A 17,354-nucleotide genomic window follows, 5' to 3' on the forward strand; every position below is an offset into this window, starting at 1 on the left:
TAGCAAATTCAAATGAAAAAGAGAACTTCATTACGTTAAAGGAAAAGGAGCTAATTTTGCGCATTTCGCACGAAAATAGCTCCTTATTTAGTCATAAGCATGGCTTCATCGACCCATACCTTTACTTCTTCATACATCGGTAGTACTTTTTCTATTGAAATATTTAATTGCTGCGCTAACGGCTCAATTTGTTGCCAATTGAGATGATGAACTGCCACACTAAATTGTAAATACGGCGTCATGTCCGTTTTGGCTCCACCAATCGTTTCTAAGGTTGTTTCTGATAAGGGAAGCTGAACTAAAACCGCATTCATCGGACTCTTTAATAATACATCTATTAATGAAAACAATCCGACTAAAAAATACTCCGAATAATTCGCTTTACGATTTAAGCGTGCACATTTTTCGCACAGCTTCGCTCTAAATAATGAAGCATACATTAATTCATTGAACACATCACTCTTTTGTTGAATTTCAGACTCATACATCGCTAATAAATAGATCCACTTACGCAATTCTGTTAAACCTAGAAGCAAAATCGCTTGCTTAATTGACCTTATTTTAGCTTTAGGACGCTTCGTCAAATTATTAATAAGCTTTAACAAACGATAGGTTAACGAAATTTCACGCTCAATATTTTCTACAATTAGATTGATGCTCGTTTTGTCATCTTTTAGTAATGAAATGATTTGAAAATATTGAAGTAAATTGGCCGGTATGTCGGTAACTTGTATAATTTGAGGCTTTTGAAAAAAGTACCCTTGAAATAATGAATACCCAGCATGCTTAGCGCTTTCAAATTCCTCGCGCGTTTCCACTTTTTCTGCGAGTAATTTAATATGCGGAAATGTCGATTTCACTTTGTTCTCTACGACACTTCGTTGCTGTTCACTAGATAATAAAAAATCAATTTTTATATAGTCTACCTGCTCGAATAACTCATCATAAATTAGTATCGCTTCATCCATTATGAAATCATCTAAAGCAATTTTGAAGCCTCTTTCCTTTAACTTACGTAATCGCTCGATTAATGGGGGCGTAATCGGAACATTTTCTAATAATTCAACAACCACTTTTGTTGAATCTAAAAAATCGAGCTCATCTTGCATAAGTAAATTTTCTGTGAAATTGATAAAAGAGGGTTTGCCATTTGAAATTTCCTGAATGCCAATTGTTAAAAATGAATGGATTAACACATCAATGGTTGCTTTATCTGAATCCATTTTTGGGAATTGATTGACATGACTATTTCTATATAACAGTTCATACGCTACGATTTCTTCATCGCGATTAAATATAGGTTGCCTGCCGATAAAAACTTCCACGTTACATTACCCCTTCTATATATCGTTGTCTTTTTCTTATCTCTCATTGTACTATAAAATAGATTAACAAAATATAGGAGGTTAACGATGTGAATACTGTAAAATATGAACAAAAAGATTTCATCGCTTATGTTACATTAGATCGTCCTGAAATGTTAAACGCTTTTAATTTTGACATGCTTGAGCAATTACGTAAGGTGATTGAATCCATTCATATCCATCCCGATATTCGTCTTGTAATTATTACAGGAGCCGGCGATAAAGCATTTTCGGTTGGTGCAGATTTAAAGGAACGCAAAACACTTCCGGATTCGCTCGTTCGGCGCAATTTAAATCGATTTGGCGAGGTATTTACGTTAATCGAGCAATTGCCACAGCCTACAATTTGTATGTTAAATGGCTACGCTTTTGGCGGTGGTCTAGAGCTTGCACTTGCTTGCGATTTCCGAATTGCCGCAGATAGCATTACACTTGGCCTAACTGAAACGAGTCTCGGGATTATTCCTGGTGCTGGTGGTACACAACGACTACCGCGCTTAATCGGTGAGGCAAAGGCACTTGAATTGATTTTAACCGCTAAGCGCATGACTGCTGCTGAAGCACTGCAATACGGCGTACTCACAAAAGTGGCACCGCGTGAACAGCTTCAAGAAGTAACTACAGCGTTTGCAGCAGCGATTTTAAAAAATGCCCCCATAGCTATTCAGCAGGCGAAATTCGCTGTAAAGCAAGGCATCAAAACGGATATTCAAACTGGCTTACAAATCGAACGCAAAGCCTATGAGTTAACGATTCCAACAGAAGACCGAATTGAAGCACTAAACGCCTTTGCCGAAAAAAGATCCCCACAATTTAAGGGGAAATAATTTATTATTCTTCTCCTATCAGTAATTTCAATTTCTTATTATTTTCACGAAATAAAAGGGCATCGCTAAACAACATTAGCGATGCCCTTACTTATTATTTTTTACGCGCTTTTAACGCACCGATAATTGCAGGTAATACTGAAATTACAATAATTAAAATTAATACAACTGAGAAGTTATCTTTGATAATTGGAATATTTCCGAAGAAGTAGCCCAGTAACGTACAGCTCATCACCCATAAAAATGCGCCAAGTACGTTGTAAAAAAGGAAGTAACGATAATGCATACGACTTGCCCCTGCAACGAAGGGAATGAACGTACGAATAAATGGCATGAAGCGGGCAATAACGATTGTTTTACCACCATGCTTATTGAAGAAATTTTGGGCAATTTCTAAACGCTCACGATTAATGACGCGACCGATAAAGCTATTTTCCGGAATCGACATCCCTACTTTATGCCCAATATGATAATTGACTGTATCTCCAATTACAGCTGCTACGAAGAACACGATTAATAGTGTATATAAGTTAAATGCGCCTAGAGCAGCAAGTGTACCACTCGCAAATAATAGCGAATCCCCCGGTAAAAACGGCATAATGACTACGCCTGTTTCAACGAATACTATGCTAAATAAAATCCCATATGACCAATTGCCAAACTGTTGGATAATATCAACAAGATGCTCGTCAATGTGTAAAATAAAATCAATTAACCCATAAATGATTGACATCGTTATTCTCTCTTTTCTACTAAATTATTTTTTTATTTTATCATACTATGAAAGTGACCGTTATTTATTTCTACTTAGTAAAGACGCATTCCTTGTTTAATTGTTGCTACAATCAGTCTTTTGCTAATCAAATTTACAAAACTGTAATATTAGAGCGTCATTATGAACAATATGAAAAGGGTACCCACGAATGTGGATACCCAACATTTCTTTTTATAAATACTTGTCAAACCAGCCCGTAATTTGTGCTAAACGCTCTACGCGTAAGCTTGGAATGCCTGTACGTGATAAATTGTGATCACTTTCAGGGAAGCGTACAAATCCTACTTCCTTGCCCATTCGTTTTAACGTAATGTAAAACTGCTCTGCTTGCTCAATTGGACAGCGGAAATCGCGTTCGCTATGTAAAATCAGAAGCGGTGTTTCTACATTGGCAGCGTATTTTAAAGGTGAATGATGCCATAACTTTTCAACATTATTCATGTCGGCAAGCATTTGCCATTCTGCGAAATAATAGCCGATATCTGAAACGCCGTTAAAGCTAATCCAGTTCGAGATTGAGCGTTGTGTAACAGCTGCTTTAAAGCGATTTGTATGACCAACCGCCCAGTTTGTCATAAAGCCACCATAACTACCGCCAGTTAAACCTAAACGCGACTCGTCAATCCAGTCATAGTTGGCTAACGCGTAATCTACGCCGTCCATAATATCTCGGTAGTCTCCACCACCGTAATCACCGCGCACTGCATCGACAAAGCTTTGCGAGTAACCATGACTACCGCGTGGATTTACGTATAATACCCCGTAGCCCTGTGCAGCAAGTAACTGTATTTCATGGAAGAAGGTATTCGCATAAAGTGTATGCGGCCCCCCATGTACTTCGACGATCAATGGGTACTTTCCGCCCTCTACATAGTTTGCCGGCTTCATCATCCAGCCATGAACAGTTAACCCATCCTGTGCCGTATAAACAATTGCTTCAGGTGATGATAAGGTAGTATTCTCTAAAAATGCAGCGTTAAAGTGTGTTAATTGCTTTCGCTCACCTGTTGTAATATCAAAATCAAACAGCTCTCCAGGGAATGTTGGATTCGAGACCGTCATTAATGCGCGGTTACCATTTTTGAAAATCGCGTAGCCGTACACATGCTCCTGCTCTGGTGATGCTGGGTACAGGGCGCCTTCAAGCGTTGCATAATACAAACGCACATCGCCTTCTGTGGATACTTGGAAGTATAAATCATTGTTTTCTGTCCACATTACTGTTGGTGCAGAGGCCGCTTGCTGCGTATCACCGACCGCGTAATCCCCTACTGGCGCATCAAACATTTCTGTTAGTTTTTGTGTGGCTTTTGTTTGTGTATCATAAATATACACATGACCATGCGTTGCGCTTTTAAACGTAAGATCGGCACCACCAAACGCGATATAACGGTCATCAAATGAAAATGCCGTGTCTCCGTAATAGCCGTCTTCATCGATTAGTAGTGTTTCAACTTTCGTCTCCACATCTACTAAATAAAGCGGTGTACGGAATACGTCGTCTGTATTGTCGACACGGTTTACCGCCATGACAAGTGTTTTGCCATCATGTGAAATACCTTGTAGGCTGTGCGAATACGGTTCATCTGTAAATGCCGTTATTTCTTTTGAAGCGACGTCGACAAGAGCGATTTGGGCATAGCGTTCTTGAGGTAGAAGCCCGATGCTATCTGCTTTGTACTTCATTTTGCCAACGACATAAGCTTTCGGGAATTTTTTGTCATCCTTCTCTTCCTCATCGGTAATCGCTAACCCTTTTTTAACAGATGTCGTTATCCACACTTTTTCACCGCATGGGCTCCATAAAAATGAATTGACGCAGTTTGGTAAGGTTGTCACTTCCTCTGCTTCCCCACCGCGGCTATTTAATATGTATAGCTGTTGCTTGTCGCCGCGCTTTGCTAAAAATGCAACCTTTTTGCCGTTTGGTGACCAAGCCGGACTTGATACGCGCTCGTTGCCATAAGTCCACTGCGTAATCTCACCTGACTCAAGCTCAATGTGAAATAAATGCGCATTGTAGTTGTTTTCTTTTTCATTGATTTGTGTGCGAATAAACAACGCTTGTTGTTCATTTGGCGCTAAAATCGGGTTGGTGATTGATTGCAATTCAAATAGGCTTTCTTTTGTTACAAAGTTTGTCATAAGGCACCCCTCAACTATTTCGGATTTCGTAATACAAAAAGCTTATCATTTTTTAATTGAAATTTCAAAATTCTGGTTCATCCCCCTAAGTTCAGAGCCATTCTGCTGCGCTACGGGGATAACGCGTTGAATTGAGATAATTTTAAGCTCGCGTCCGTTGCACTTCGTTCCGGGGCAGGCTTTTCTGGGGGCGTGGCTCCAACTAACTTTTGATGCCTCTTACGGTGGCATCAAAAGTGGATTTTCCGCGTACGCTTAATCCCCTAGAAGTCCGCTCCTTCACTCCGTACAACTCTATTTTTCGAAGCAAGTTTAGTGAGAACTCACCCTTCGCTCCGCATCACTCTACTTTGGAATAAAGCCGGATTCTGTAAAAAATGATGAAACATAGCATGTCCCTTTTAAAATAGTGCTACTTATATCAAACGGTAATATAAAAGAACCTTTCAATAAATGAATTTTCAATCAGCACAGCTTTAATTAAGTACATTTAATTTAGAAAGAATAACTTTTTTACCATCTGCCGCCTCGCGATAGCGCAAGCGGCTTGATTTTTTGTTTTTACTTTACTTTATAACGAAAGTAAAAGTTTATGATTGGCGGGCCTCGCATGCGGCATTAGAGAAAGTGGTAGAGACACGTACGACGTGGCTCTAACGCTTTCATGCCGTTGCCCGCCAATAAAAATGCAAAACTTTATACGAAAAACACCCCGAGGTATGGTGATGAACTAAAATTCTACTCCAAAAAAACACCTATTACAGTTTTACGGTGCAATAGGTGTCAGACATTATGCTTTTGTTGCTTCTTTTAGCGTACGGCGCAGAATTTTGCCGGTTGTGTTTTTTGGTAGCTCATCTAAAATTTCGATAACTGACGGTACTTTGTATTTTACAATATGCTTCGCGCAGTATTCTTTAATACTTTCGACTGTAACTGTCGGATCTTTTAACACGACATACGCGTGTACGGCTTCACCGAAGTTTGGATCTGGGAAGCCGACTACTGCTGCTTCAACAATTCCATTATGCGAATAAAGCACTTCTTCCACTTCACGTGGATATACATTGAACCCACCGACAATAATTAAATCCTTTTTGCGGTCAACGATGTAGAAATAGTCCTCTTCATCTTTACGCGCTAGATCGCCTGTGTATAACCAACCATCACGAATAGCTGCAGCTGTGTCTTCTGGCATTTTATAATAGCCCTTCATGACGTTCGGTCCGCGTACGATTAATTCGCCCACTTCTCCAACTGCAACTTCCTCTCCGTTTTCGTCAACAACTTTATTTTCTACGTTAACAATTGACGGTCCAATTGAGCCGGGCTTGCGCTCACGGTCGATTGGGTTAAAGCACGTAACCGGTGATGCTTCTGATAACCCGTAACCCTCTGATACACGTACATTAAACTTCTGCTCAAAGTTATGTAACAGGGATACAGGTAACGAAGAACCACCTGAAATGGCTAAGCGTAAATTTGAGAATGCGCTTACATCGCCACCATCAAATTGATACAAGAAATTAAACATCGTCGGAACACCTGCAAATACCGTTGCTTTGTAAGCCGCCGCTAAATCAAAAATTTCCACTGGGCTAAAGCGTGGAGCTAGAAGAATTGTCGCCCCGCGCGTTAATGGTGCATTGACAACTACCGTTAACGCAAATACGTGGAATACAGGCAGAGTCGCAATAATACGGTCATCCGTTGTTATTTTTAAATAGTCCCCAATATCACGTGCGTTTGAATATAAATTGTTATGCGTCAGCATCGCGCCTTTTGGATGCCCCGTTGTACCCGATGTATACAAAATAATTGCGGTATCATCTGGCGACACGTCAACCGGGTCCACCGAACGCGAAGACCCTGCTAACACTTGTGTAAATAATGTTGTTTTGGCTTTCGCACCGTCTGATAATGCGGCATATTTCTCTCCAATATCCGGTGTCGTTTCACAAACAATGTAATTTGTTACTTGTGGTAATCCTTGCACCCCTGCTTCCACAAGCGGTAATAATAAGTCTAGCGCGATGACAACTTTCACATCACCATTTTTTAAAATGTATGAAATTTCATCTGGCGTATAAATCGGATTCACCGGAATCGCGACTGCCCCAATACGCATTGACGCGTATAAGCTAATGATGAAATGCGGTGTATTGCCGAGTAAAAAGGCGATATGATCCCCTTTTTGTACACCCATATCCTCTAGCGCACCTGCAAAGCGAGCAATCGTTTGCTCAAGCTCTCCGTAAGATGTGCCCTTCCCTAAAAAGTGATACGCTGTTTTTTCTGGTTGTTCGAAAGCTTGTTGCCTTACTTTTTCAACTAAATTCAATACACCCATCCCCTTTATGCGTGAAATGAAAGAATATTCACTTTAGTAGAATTATAAAATAAGTATATTAATAAAACAATACAAAAATCTCTTTTATACTTAAATTTTGTTCCTAATGTGAATATTTTAGTTGAAAACTATCCTTTAATATGTGAAATATAGCGCCAGCGAATTAAGAAAAAGTACACAATTTGAATAAAGCTAAAGCAGGTAAATGCAAAAATGAGTTCTTTTACAATAGATAAGTTCATCACATCATTTAATACCGTCTGTACAACATAAAACGCAAATGCACTATGCACAAGGGCTAATCCCCACGGCAGGAAAAATTGAATGACTAAATTGCGTGTCACAAGTCGTTTCATTTCCTTATCGGTTAATCCAATCCTTCTTAGTGTATCGAATTGTTTCTTTTCACGATCAAGGTTGGCATAGATTTTGAAATAAACAAAGCTGCCCGATGCGAGTAAAAATACGGCCACTACTAAAATGCCAACAAGTGTCAGTAACGAATACGTCGCTAATATATAAGAATAATTTAAACCTGCATTTTCAAAATAAAAGGGTAGTGAATATTCATCGTTTAATACGTATTCTCTTGCGACCATTTGCTGAATACCTAACCCAATGAATTCCGTTTCAGTCCAGTTCGGAATATCAAACGTAAATAAATGATAGCCTGGCTCCACATTGGGAGAGCGTTCGAAGTCTTTTTCAAGCTTTGCAAAATCCTCATCGCTAATAATGATCGAGTTACTGCTAATCATCGCAGCCGGGAAAAACATTTTTGGATATACGCTATTAATCGTAAGTGGCACACTATTTTCCTTTAACACCGTATGCACAACCGTCTCGCGTAGCTCCTTAATTGAATCCTCCGAATATGGAATAAACATCGCTTCACCGCGCTCTAAGCTGACAAGCGGGTATTTATACGAAAACAGCAGGTGGTTAATATCCGTCTCTCGGAATATTTCTACGGGATTAGAGGTGAAGGTAGACGTTTGACGCACAACGGAAAAACGCGTCATATGATAGCTAATGTCGCCCTCTTCTAACTCTTCAATAAGCGACAATACATGCTCTACTTCATATGGGTTGTCTACTTCCCCTTTATAAATAATGCCGATTGGATTAAGTTTATCGTACTGCGATGTATACGATGACATCGCCGACAAGATGCCTACCGTTAAAAACGCCAGCGTCGAGACAAGCGTCACAATGAAAAACATGCGCGAATTAATGCGCAGCACTTGTACCTGCTCTGCAATAGACAAGAGACGAGAACGCTTCCAATAAATATGCTTTCTACGCTTCACCAGGTCGAGAATAAGCAATGTCGTATCCGTAAAGAAGTAATACGTCCCAAACGTCACAAAAATTGGAATAAGGAGCGTATACGTGAATAAAGATGATTTCGTAGTAAATAGTGCCAAGCTATAGCCAATTGCAATTAACCCAATTCCAAAAATCGCATGGCGCTTTGAATACGTGGATTCGATAGTAACAGACTGCTGCCCACGAATTAAATCGCGAATTTTCAAATCCGGAATAAACAGCATACTAATTGTTGAAATAACAATGAATGCGCTTAAATAAACAAACAGTGTCAATACAAATGGCTCCCACGATAAATACAAGGGCAATGCCGATAGATTCAAAATTTCACGCACAATCATGAAGAAAAACTTCGAAAAGGCATAGCCAAACACAATGCCCGATAAACACGAAAACAGCCCGATTGTCATCGTTTCAATGAAAATTAACTTTCCAAGCTGATGCCGATCCATACCGAGCTGTAACAATATCGCAAATTCCTTCGTACGCGCTTCTAAAAAGGCCCGCAGCGAATAAAAAATAAAAAACCATGAAAACAGCACTAAGATAATTTCTGCAAATACCATGCCCGCAATAGATACTTCTCCTAAAAAGCCACTTTCTATTTCCGGATGAAACATAAGCATCGAGTAAATAAAAAACACAAAAACCGAAAAAAAGCTGGCCATGAAAAACGCAGCGTAATTTCGGAAGTTACGGAAAACGTTACGGTAAGCGAATTGAAGAAAAGTCACCGACATGTCCCCCTAATAAGCTGAGTACGTTTAAAATACGTTGGAAAAAGGTTTGACGACGTTCATCTGTATAAATTTCATTGAAAAATTCGCCGTCCTTTATAAAAATGACACGATCACAATAGCTCGCTGCGATTGGGTCATGCGTCACCATTAAAATCGTCGCCTTATTTTCTTTATTCATATTACTTAGAAGCTCTAACACCTCACGTGATGCATTTGAATCTAAATTGCCAGTAGGCTCATCTGCTAAAATGAGCATCGGCTCGTGAATGAGTGCGCGTGCAATCGCCGTACGCTGTGCTTGTCCACCTGAAATTTCATTCGGGCGCTTATGCAAAATTTGTGTTAAATCGAGCTTTTCACTTAAATAAGCGAGACGCTCTTCCATTAAGGCAATTGGCTGTTCATCTAGTGTTAAGGGTAAAATAATATTTTCTTCAACCGTGAGCGTCGGTAATAAATTAAAGTCTTGAAATACAAACCCAAGCTGTCTCCGACGAAAATAAGCAAGCTCATCACTCGTGAATGTTTGTGGCTTCATACCATCAAAAATCACGTCACCAGATGTGGGAACATCAATCATCGACACGACATTCATCAGCGTTGTTTTTCCACTCCCAGATGGCCCCATAATCGCAATAAATTCGCCCTTTTCCACTTCAAAGCTCAGCTGATTGAGCGCACGCTTCGTCACTTTGCCTTCGTACACTTTCGTTACTTCATGTATTTGTAAGATCGACATAGAATCTCCTTCAAATTAAACTTTTACTTCAACTACCCATGGCAATACAACTTCGAAGCTAATTTCAATCACGGACCCTGTCATGACAACCGGTACCATATCAAAGTCAGCCGATAATGAAAAACAATGCTCCTCTAATATAATATCCCAAGCATCGATTTCACCCTCTATTACTTCACCTATAATATGATATTTCCCCGAATACATAATCGCTGTATTATTGTTCACGTGATGGCTTTCGAGCTGACTTGGCTTCGATAAATCAATACCAAGCTGCTGTGCAAAATCTAATACTACTGGCTTCATATGCTTTTCACACGCTTCTACAAAATTGCGACATTCGTCACTCGTACATCGGTAGCTATTAAATTCAAATCCCATTTTTGTGCTTTCTACATCTACTGCTAATAGCCAATCTTCAATTTGTATCATGGTGTTCCTCCTAAGATTGAAAAATCACTTCGATTTGTGTCCCTTTGCCTACTTCTGATGTAATAATGAGTTGATGTCCGAGCCGATCACAAATTTCCTTTGCCAAATACAGCCCCATACCGGTAGATTCTCCTGTTTTGCGTCCGTTTTCACCTGTGTAAAATGCTTTCGTGACGCGTGATAAGTCGGCATTCGGAATACCGATTCCTTCATCGCGAATGATTAGGTGAATTTGATGCTGCTGTTGCTTTGCAGAAATATAAATCTTTTTATTCGGTTCAAATGTATATTTCACTGCGTTTGTAATAAATTGTTCAAGTATAAACCGTAGCCATTTCACATCACTCATAATAATAAATGATTCATCGACTATGACTTCTGGAAACACGCGTCCAGCAATAAATAAACGCTTATTGTCATTAACGGTTGCCATCACGACTGATTTTAATGGGATTTGTACAATTTGCATGTCATCTGAGAAGTTTTCAAGCCTTGCATGCATTAATACCATTTCGAGGCCACGTCTTAAGCGTTCTACCTCTTCATGCACACTCTTTTTGTCGAGCTCTTCTTCATGCTGAAGCAACAGCTCTAACACAGAAACAGGTGTCTTCATTTGATGTACCCATTGATTCATAAATTTATACTGTCTGGATTGTGTTGCATATAAACTTTGAACCTCATGCTGATAAATTTTGTAAAGCTCCGATAAGTATTGTTCGGTAATGGCATACTCGCTTGTTTTTGAATTTTTTTGGAGTGCATCCTCCATCGTTGTTGGTAACACAACGATTTTCGCCAAATAACGGCGACGCAGCATATAGCGCACGACTAAAAACGATGTGATGAGTAAGGCGCTAATCGCAATCGCATAAATCGCCGTGTTCACATTACGAAAACCATCTAGCCAGAACAGTACAAGTAAAAATGCGGTTAACGCAACTTGAAACACCACATATGAAAGATGCTCTTTTATAAATAATTTAACGGCCATTACATTTCCTCCGCGCTTAATGTAAAGCGGTAGCCGGCCCCTCGTACGGTTTCAATACTTGAGGTAATGCCATAATCCGTCAGCTTTCTTCGTACACGCGTCATATTGACATTGAGCGTATTTTCATCGACAAACGCCTGATCGTCCCATAGCTCTTCTAGCAACTGATCGCGTGAAACAACTTTCGGTGCCTGCCCCATCAGTAGACCTAAAATAATGCATTCCTTTTTTTGCAGTGGTACGATTAACTCCTTTAAGTGCAGCTCCATACGCTCTAAATAAAGTGTCAGCTGGCCCTGCGTGACGGTACGCTCCTCTTGCCTTGCTGAATATTCTCCATATGTACGACGTAAATGACTACGAATTTTTGCTAATACAATTTCATAGTTAAATGGCTTCGTAATAAAATCATCGCCGCCATTTTCAAGCGCAAAAATTTGGTCCATTTCCCCTGAACGCGCGGAAATGAAAACAATCGGACATTTCGTATAGGCCCTTAATTTACGGCACCAATAATAGCCGTCGTACAGTGGTAAATTAATATCTAATAAAATAAGATGAGGTGTAAATGCCATACATTGTTCAACAAGTGTTTCAAAGTCTTGGATTGTTTCCACATCATACTGATACTTTCTCAGTGTATCTGCCAGTAGTGAGGCGATTTTCGGATCATCTTCAACGATAAAAATCCGATGCTTTTCCATAGCGATTGCCCCCTTTTAGTTTCAAAAATCTGTCTTTACAGTTGTTTCTATTGTAACAAAAAAACAGAGCACTCGAAAATACCCGCGCTCTGTTTTAGTGAATTGAATTGTGAACGTTTAATAGATTAACTGTAGGAAGTCTTCTTCTGTTATCCCGCCGAAATATGTAGGGATATCGATATCTTTTAAGCTTTTCGCGATTTCTGTACGGTCGTATTTTGTACCGACAAGTAAACTTTCTACCTCTGACACATCGCCCACACCGAAGAAGTCACCGAAAATCGTTACTTCTTCAAGAATCCCCTTATTTACTTCAAGGCGAATATCGATGCCACCTGATGGGAAACGTTTTGTTTTTTGAATGTTGAAACGTGGCGATTTCCCGTAATTCCATTCCCATAACTGATAACGGTTTTTCGAAATTTCATGGATATTTTCCCAATCTTGCTCTGATAGCTCATAATATTGAATGTTTTCCTCGCCACCGAAAATCGATTTTAAAATTTCCATCCGGAACTGTTCTACCGTAATTTTTTCTGGTAAGAAATCAATGATGTTCGCTACACGAGAGCGCACGGATTTAATGCCCTTTGATTCGATCTTGTCTTGTTTTACTTTTAATGAATTCACTACCGCATCAATGTCTAAATCGAACATTAATGTGCCATGGCTAAACATGCGACCGCGCGTTGAATATTGCGCATTCCCCGACACTTTTCTACCTTCTGCTAAAATATCATTTCGTCCTGATAGCTCAGAGTTAACGCCTAATTTTGCTAGCGCATCTACTACTGGCTGTGTGAATTTTTTGTAGTTGCTGAAGCTGTTCCCATCATCTTTTGTTAGGAAACTGAAGTTTAAATTGTTTAAATCATGGTACACTGCGCCACCACCAGAAAGACGACGAACAACTAATACATCGTTTGCTTCGACATAGTCGGTGTTAATTTCTTCAATTGTATTTTGGTTTTTGCCGATGATAATCGAAGGCTGATTGATATAGAACAGTAAAAAATCATCCTTTTCAATATCCATGTTTTTCAGTACATACTCTTCAATTGCTAAGTTAATGCGTGGATCTGTAATTCCTTTATTATCGATAAAATACAACCCGATCACTCCTTCACAAATTGTCCATATTTATTTTAACTTAAATTTCATCTTTTGTGTTGACGAATTACAACTGTTATAATACAATACAAAATATAAACAGAAGTAATATAACAGAAACTTAAAGGAGGCACACACAATGTTAGAAAATGTAGTGGAATTTTTCAAAAATTTACCAGATAAAGTTTGCGTATCATGCGGTGACAAAATTGAAGAACAAAGCGAATGCTACAGCAACGATTGTGATAAATGTAACTCTCTTTAATTGTTATTCACTGTTTTATTTAGACTTAAAAAACCTTCATCTTAGATCAAGATGAACCTATAATGCTTACTTCAAACTACGGGCCCGCTCAAACCCCGTAGTTTTTTTATGTAAAAAAGCGATTCGCATACCATAGGATTGATTATTCTAATAGATTTTCATTTAATTTATTGGTGGGCTACGGCATGACAGCATTATGGCCACCAATCCATCATATTTCCCCTCGTCATAAAGTTAAGAACGGATATTAAACCGCTTGCGCTATCGCGAGGCGGCGGATAGTGAAAAAGTGATGCTTTCTTTATTTAATATGCTTCAATCAATGCTTTACTGATCGAAAAGGTTCTTTTTTACCCTTGATTAAAAATAGAACTATTTTGAAAGGAACTTGCTTTGTTTCATCATTTTTTAAAGAAGTTCACTTTATATCAAAGTAGAGTGGCGCGGAGTGAAGGCGGCAGACTCCTGCGGGAACAGCAAATCTTTATTTGCGACGAAAGCGAAGCGACAGGAGCACGTGCGGAAAATCCATTTTTTGTGCCGCCGTAAGAGGCATAAAAAATTAGTTGGAGCCGTGCCCGCGGAAAGCGTCCGCCGTAACGGAGCAGAACGGACTCAAATAGAAAACATATTTCATTTTTTATCTTATCATCCCCAACTTATTGTGATGAACCAAAAAGCGATTCGCCATTAGACGAATCGCTTTTTCTTATGCTTCTTGTTGTACTTTCGAAAAACGACGTTTGTAGAGTAATGCAAAGAATGCAAATGAAATTAATACACTCACGATTCCAATCACACCTAAAGTCGTTAACGATTGTGTTAACACAGCGCTATCATTTGTTGAAATCGCTGCTCTAAATGCATGTACCGAGTAAGACATCGGTAAATATTCGTGAACCATTTGCAGTGGCGCTGGTAATAGCTCTAACGGGAATGTCCCCGCGCTACCTGCTAGCTGTACGATTAAAAATACTAACGCCAAGAATCGACCAACATCCCCTAATACAACGGTAAACGCTTGAACAATTGCTAAAAATGCAAAGCTTGTAATCACGATGGTTAAGATGAGCCAACCTTCCTGCTGTACTTCAAGTCCTAAACCAAATTTCAATAACACATATGTGAAAATAATTTGGAATACACCTACAACAGCAATGATTGATGACTTACTTGCAAACCAACTCCAAAGATTCGTTGGGTGTCCCACCGGTTGAACATACGGATAGACGTTTGTTAACAATAGTGAGCCAACAAATAAGCCTAACGAAATAAAGTAAGGTGCAAAGCCTACACCATAATTCGATACTTCATTGTACGTTGTTTCTTTTAATTCTACTGGACTTACCGTCATTTCAATTTGTTCATCCGAAACATTCATCGCAGCTTCTTCCGCAGCATCTTTTAGACTTGATGCTAGCTCACTGCTACCTTCATCTAATTTTAATGTTCCTTCTACAAGTCCTTCTGAACCTTGCGCTAATTCGCCTGATTTTTCAGCGAGTTGTGAAGTGCCTGATGATAATGAAGAAGAGCCTTCTTTTAATTTTGTTAACCCTTCTTGCAACGTTGTTGAGCCTGCTACTAATTGTGCTGTACCATTTGTTAACTCTGTCATTTTTGAGGCAATGGTTTCATTACCTGCTTGTAAATCTTGTGCACCTTGTAGAAGTGCTGCATTTTTTTCTTGTAGCTGCGCTAAGCCCTGTGTTACAGAACTTTGTCCATTTACTAACGCGCCTGCACTTTGCTCTAGCTGCTCAGTACCTTGTGCAAACTGACTTGTATTTTCAGAAAGCGATGTTGCCCCGTCTGCTACTGCCTGACTACCTGCTACAAGTGATGCTACAGAAGATTGTAACGCTGCTGCTTGCTCTTCTGGTAATGTAGCCGTTATTTGTTCAAGTTGTTGTTGTAAACTTTGTAAGCCTTGCGCCACATCTGTAGCACCTGCTTCTAAACTTGTTGCACCATCCTTGATTAATACGCTGTTTGCTGCCACACTTTCAATTCCTGTTTGTAGCTGCTGTTGACCGGCATCCAGTTGCTGCTGGCCCTCATAAACTTTTGTCACACCTGCTGTATAGTCATTCACGCCTTGTGCTACTTCTCCTGCACCGCTAGCTGTTTTTTGCATACCGGCTTCAAGCTGCGTAGCCCCCTGTTGTACATCGACTAAACCGCTTTGTAGTTGCTGTGAACCATTCGCTGCTTGTATAACGCCCGCTTGTAAAGCTGTTGTACCATCCGCTAGCGTTACAGTGCTTGAGGCTAATTGATATAAGTAATCTTTTAAATCTTGCGTGCCATTCTTTACTTCGGCCACGCCATCAGAAATTTTTGATGCCGCATCCGACGCTTCATTATAGCCGCCACCTAATTTCGTAATGGCCTCATAAAGTGATGTCGCATACGTTTTCGCAATTTCCTCATTCACTTTAGCACGTACTTGCCCAATGGCATTGCTACCAATTTGAGCACTTAAAAAGTTTGAGCCTTCGTTTTCATAGTATTCTAGCTCCAACTTTTGTGGATTGTCTTCAAGTAATGTTGTTGCATGCTGTGAAAAGTTTTCTGGCACACGAACGAGTAAGTAATACTCCTCTTTTAATAGTCCTTCTTTTCCATCCTCATAACTTGTTTCGATAAAATTCAACTCTTTATTACCACGTAGCTCTTCCATTAAATCCTCGCCTAATTGTAGCGACTCCCCGTCTAAAACAGCACCTTGGTCATCATTAACAATCGCTACAGGTAGTTGGTCTAAACGATCATACGGATCCCAAAATGCATATAATAGCATCCCTGCATAAAGAAGTGGCATGAAGAACATGACAATAATTGATAACGTCAGTTTTTTATCTTTCCAAATCGATAGCCATTCTTTCTTTAACATCTGAAAACTCCCTTCACAATACCAACTGACCAATTTCGTCTTTTGGTCATTTTTAATTAAAAGAAAATCACCTCACTACTATAATAGGAGGGATTTTATTTTGCTAAACCTGCAAAAATGGTTTGATTAAATAATGCTAAAATTTCTCGTTCTGTAATTGGCTTTACATGTGTATGCTGCCAGTCCACGATAAATGCGATATACGATTTAAATAGTAAATACGCGACATGCTCTGGGACACAATCATGAATCTCGCCCTTTTCAATGCCATTTCGTACACGCTTTGAAATATAAGAGATAATTTCCTCTTCAATTTTCAGTAATACTTGTTGTACCGCTGGCGTACGAAGAGATTTCTCTTCTTCGATGAGTTTTGCAAATAACACATGGTGCTCTCTAAATTGAAGCATTTTCATAAGTGCTGTATGCGCATTTTTTAAAAAGCTCTTTTTCGGATCAATTGAACCATCTGCCTCAAGCTTCATTTCTTGAATTAAATTCATGACAACTTCTTGAAACAGCTCATCCTTATTATTAAAAAAGGTATAGATTGTCCCTTTTCCTACATTTGCTAATTTTGCCACTTGGTCAATGGTCGTTGCCTTATAGCCAAATTGTGAAAATGATTTCGTTGCTGCCATTACGATTTCAGATCGGCGATCCACAGTTTCACCTCCGTTATTA

14 protein-coding genes are annotated in these 17,354 nt (G+C 39.4%); 2 read left to right on the forward strand and 12 right to left on the reverse strand.

From position 1 onward, the window contains the following. Positions 1 to 83: 83 nt before the first annotated feature. Positions 84 to 1,325: an EAL domain-containing protein gene (locus tag NSQ62_RS17425; RefSeq protein ID WP_341321350.1), complete on the reverse strand. Its 1,242-nt coding sequence runs from the start codon at positions 1,323 to 1,325 to the stop codon at positions 84 to 86. Between the two features lie 89 nt (positions 1,326 to 1,414). On the opposite strand from NSQ62_RS17425, the gene NSQ62_RS17430 reads away from it, so the two are divergent. Beyond that, positions 1,415 to 2,191, forward strand: coding sequence for an enoyl-CoA hydratase-related protein (locus NSQ62_RS17430; RefSeq protein ID WP_341321351.1), 777 nt, complete (start codon positions 1,415 to 1,417; stop codon positions 2,189 to 2,191). Positions 2,192 to 2,285: 94 nt separating this feature from the next. On the opposite strand, the gene NSQ62_RS17435 is transcribed toward NSQ62_RS17430, so the two are convergent. The 9 genes from NSQ62_RS17435 to NSQ62_RS17475 all read right to left on the reverse strand — a co-directional run bounded on the left by NSQ62_RS17435 (position 2,286) and on the right by NSQ62_RS17475 (position 13,509). Next, positions 2,286 to 2,924 (reverse strand): VTT domain-containing protein, encoded by a 639-nt coding sequence (locus tag NSQ62_RS17435; protein WP_341321352.1) that lies wholly within the window; start codon positions 2,922 to 2,924, stop codon positions 2,286 to 2,288. A gap of 213 nt (positions 2,925 to 3,137) precedes the next feature. Further along, a complete protein-coding gene (locus tag NSQ62_RS17440) occupies positions 3,138 to 5,111 on the reverse strand; it encodes a S9 family peptidase (protein WP_341321353.1) in 1,974 nt (657 codons plus the stop codon). A 790-nt stretch (positions 5,112 to 5,901) separates the two neighbouring features. Beyond that, entirely contained in the window at positions 5,902 to 7,452 is a 1,551-nt protein-coding gene (locus NSQ62_RS17445; RefSeq protein ID WP_341321354.1) for a fatty acid--CoA ligase family protein, read from the reverse strand. Between the two features lie 137 nt (positions 7,453 to 7,589). Then, the gene (locus tag NSQ62_RS17450) at positions 7,590 to 9,524 is read right to left on the reverse strand and encodes an ABC transporter permease (protein WP_341321355.1); all 1,935 of its coding nucleotides are present in this window, start codon (positions 9,522 to 9,524) and stop codon (positions 7,590 to 7,592) included. Next, the gene (locus tag NSQ62_RS17455) at positions 9,496 to 10,269 is read right to left on the reverse strand and encodes an ABC transporter ATP-binding protein (RefSeq protein ID WP_341321356.1); all 774 of its coding nucleotides are present in this window, start codon (positions 10,267 to 10,269) and stop codon (positions 9,496 to 9,498) included. The genes NSQ62_RS17450 and NSQ62_RS17455 overlap by 29 nt, the downstream gene beginning before the upstream one ends. A gap of 15 nt (positions 10,270 to 10,284) precedes the next feature. After that, positions 10,285 to 10,701, reverse strand: coding sequence for a hypothetical protein (locus tag NSQ62_RS17460; RefSeq protein WP_341321357.1), 417 nt, complete (start codon positions 10,699 to 10,701; stop codon positions 10,285 to 10,287). A 10-nt stretch (positions 10,702 to 10,711) separates the two neighbouring features. Next, positions 10,712 to 11,695 (reverse strand): sensor histidine kinase, encoded by a 984-nt coding sequence (locus NSQ62_RS17465; protein ID WP_341321358.1) that lies wholly within the window; start codon positions 11,693 to 11,695, stop codon positions 10,712 to 10,714. Next, positions 11,695 to 12,399: a response regulator transcription factor gene (locus tag NSQ62_RS17470; protein ID WP_341321359.1), complete on the reverse strand. Its 705-nt coding sequence runs from the start codon at positions 12,397 to 12,399 to the stop codon at positions 11,695 to 11,697. Before NSQ62_RS17470 ends, NSQ62_RS17465 begins: the two co-directional genes overlap by 1 nt. A gap of 117 nt (positions 12,400 to 12,516) precedes the next feature. Further along, positions 12,517 to 13,509: a lipoate--protein ligase gene (locus tag NSQ62_RS17475; protein WP_341321360.1), complete on the reverse strand. Its 993-nt coding sequence runs from the start codon at positions 13,507 to 13,509 to the stop codon at positions 12,517 to 12,519. A gap of 139 nt (positions 13,510 to 13,648) precedes the next feature. Between NSQ62_RS17475 and yhfH the strand changes: the two genes are divergently transcribed. Continuing rightward, on the forward strand, positions 13,649 to 13,774 hold the full coding sequence (gene yhfH, locus NSQ62_RS17480; protein ID WP_341321361.1) for a protein YhfH: 126 nt from the start codon (positions 13,649 to 13,651) through the stop codon (positions 13,772 to 13,774). A 709-nt stretch (positions 13,775 to 14,483) separates the two neighbouring features. Here yhfH and NSQ62_RS17485 read toward each other — a convergent pair. Together NSQ62_RS17485 and NSQ62_RS17490 are read right to left on the reverse strand one after the other, a co-directional pair. Then, on the reverse strand, positions 14,484 to 16,670 hold the full coding sequence (locus NSQ62_RS17485) for a YhgE/Pip domain-containing protein (RefSeq protein WP_341321362.1): 2,187 nt from the start codon (positions 16,668 to 16,670) through the stop codon (positions 14,484 to 14,486). A gap of 95 nt (positions 16,671 to 16,765) precedes the next feature. After that, positions 16,766 to 17,335: a TetR/AcrR family transcriptional regulator gene (locus NSQ62_RS17490; RefSeq protein WP_341321363.1), complete on the reverse strand. Its 570-nt coding sequence runs from the start codon at positions 17,333 to 17,335 to the stop codon at positions 16,766 to 16,768. Positions 17,336 to 17,354 lie beyond the last annotated feature (19 nt).

It is taken from the genome of Solibacillus sp. FSL H8-0523 (assembly GCF_038051985.1).
GTDB lineage: Bacteria > Bacillota > Bacilli > Bacillales_A > Planococcaceae > Solibacillus.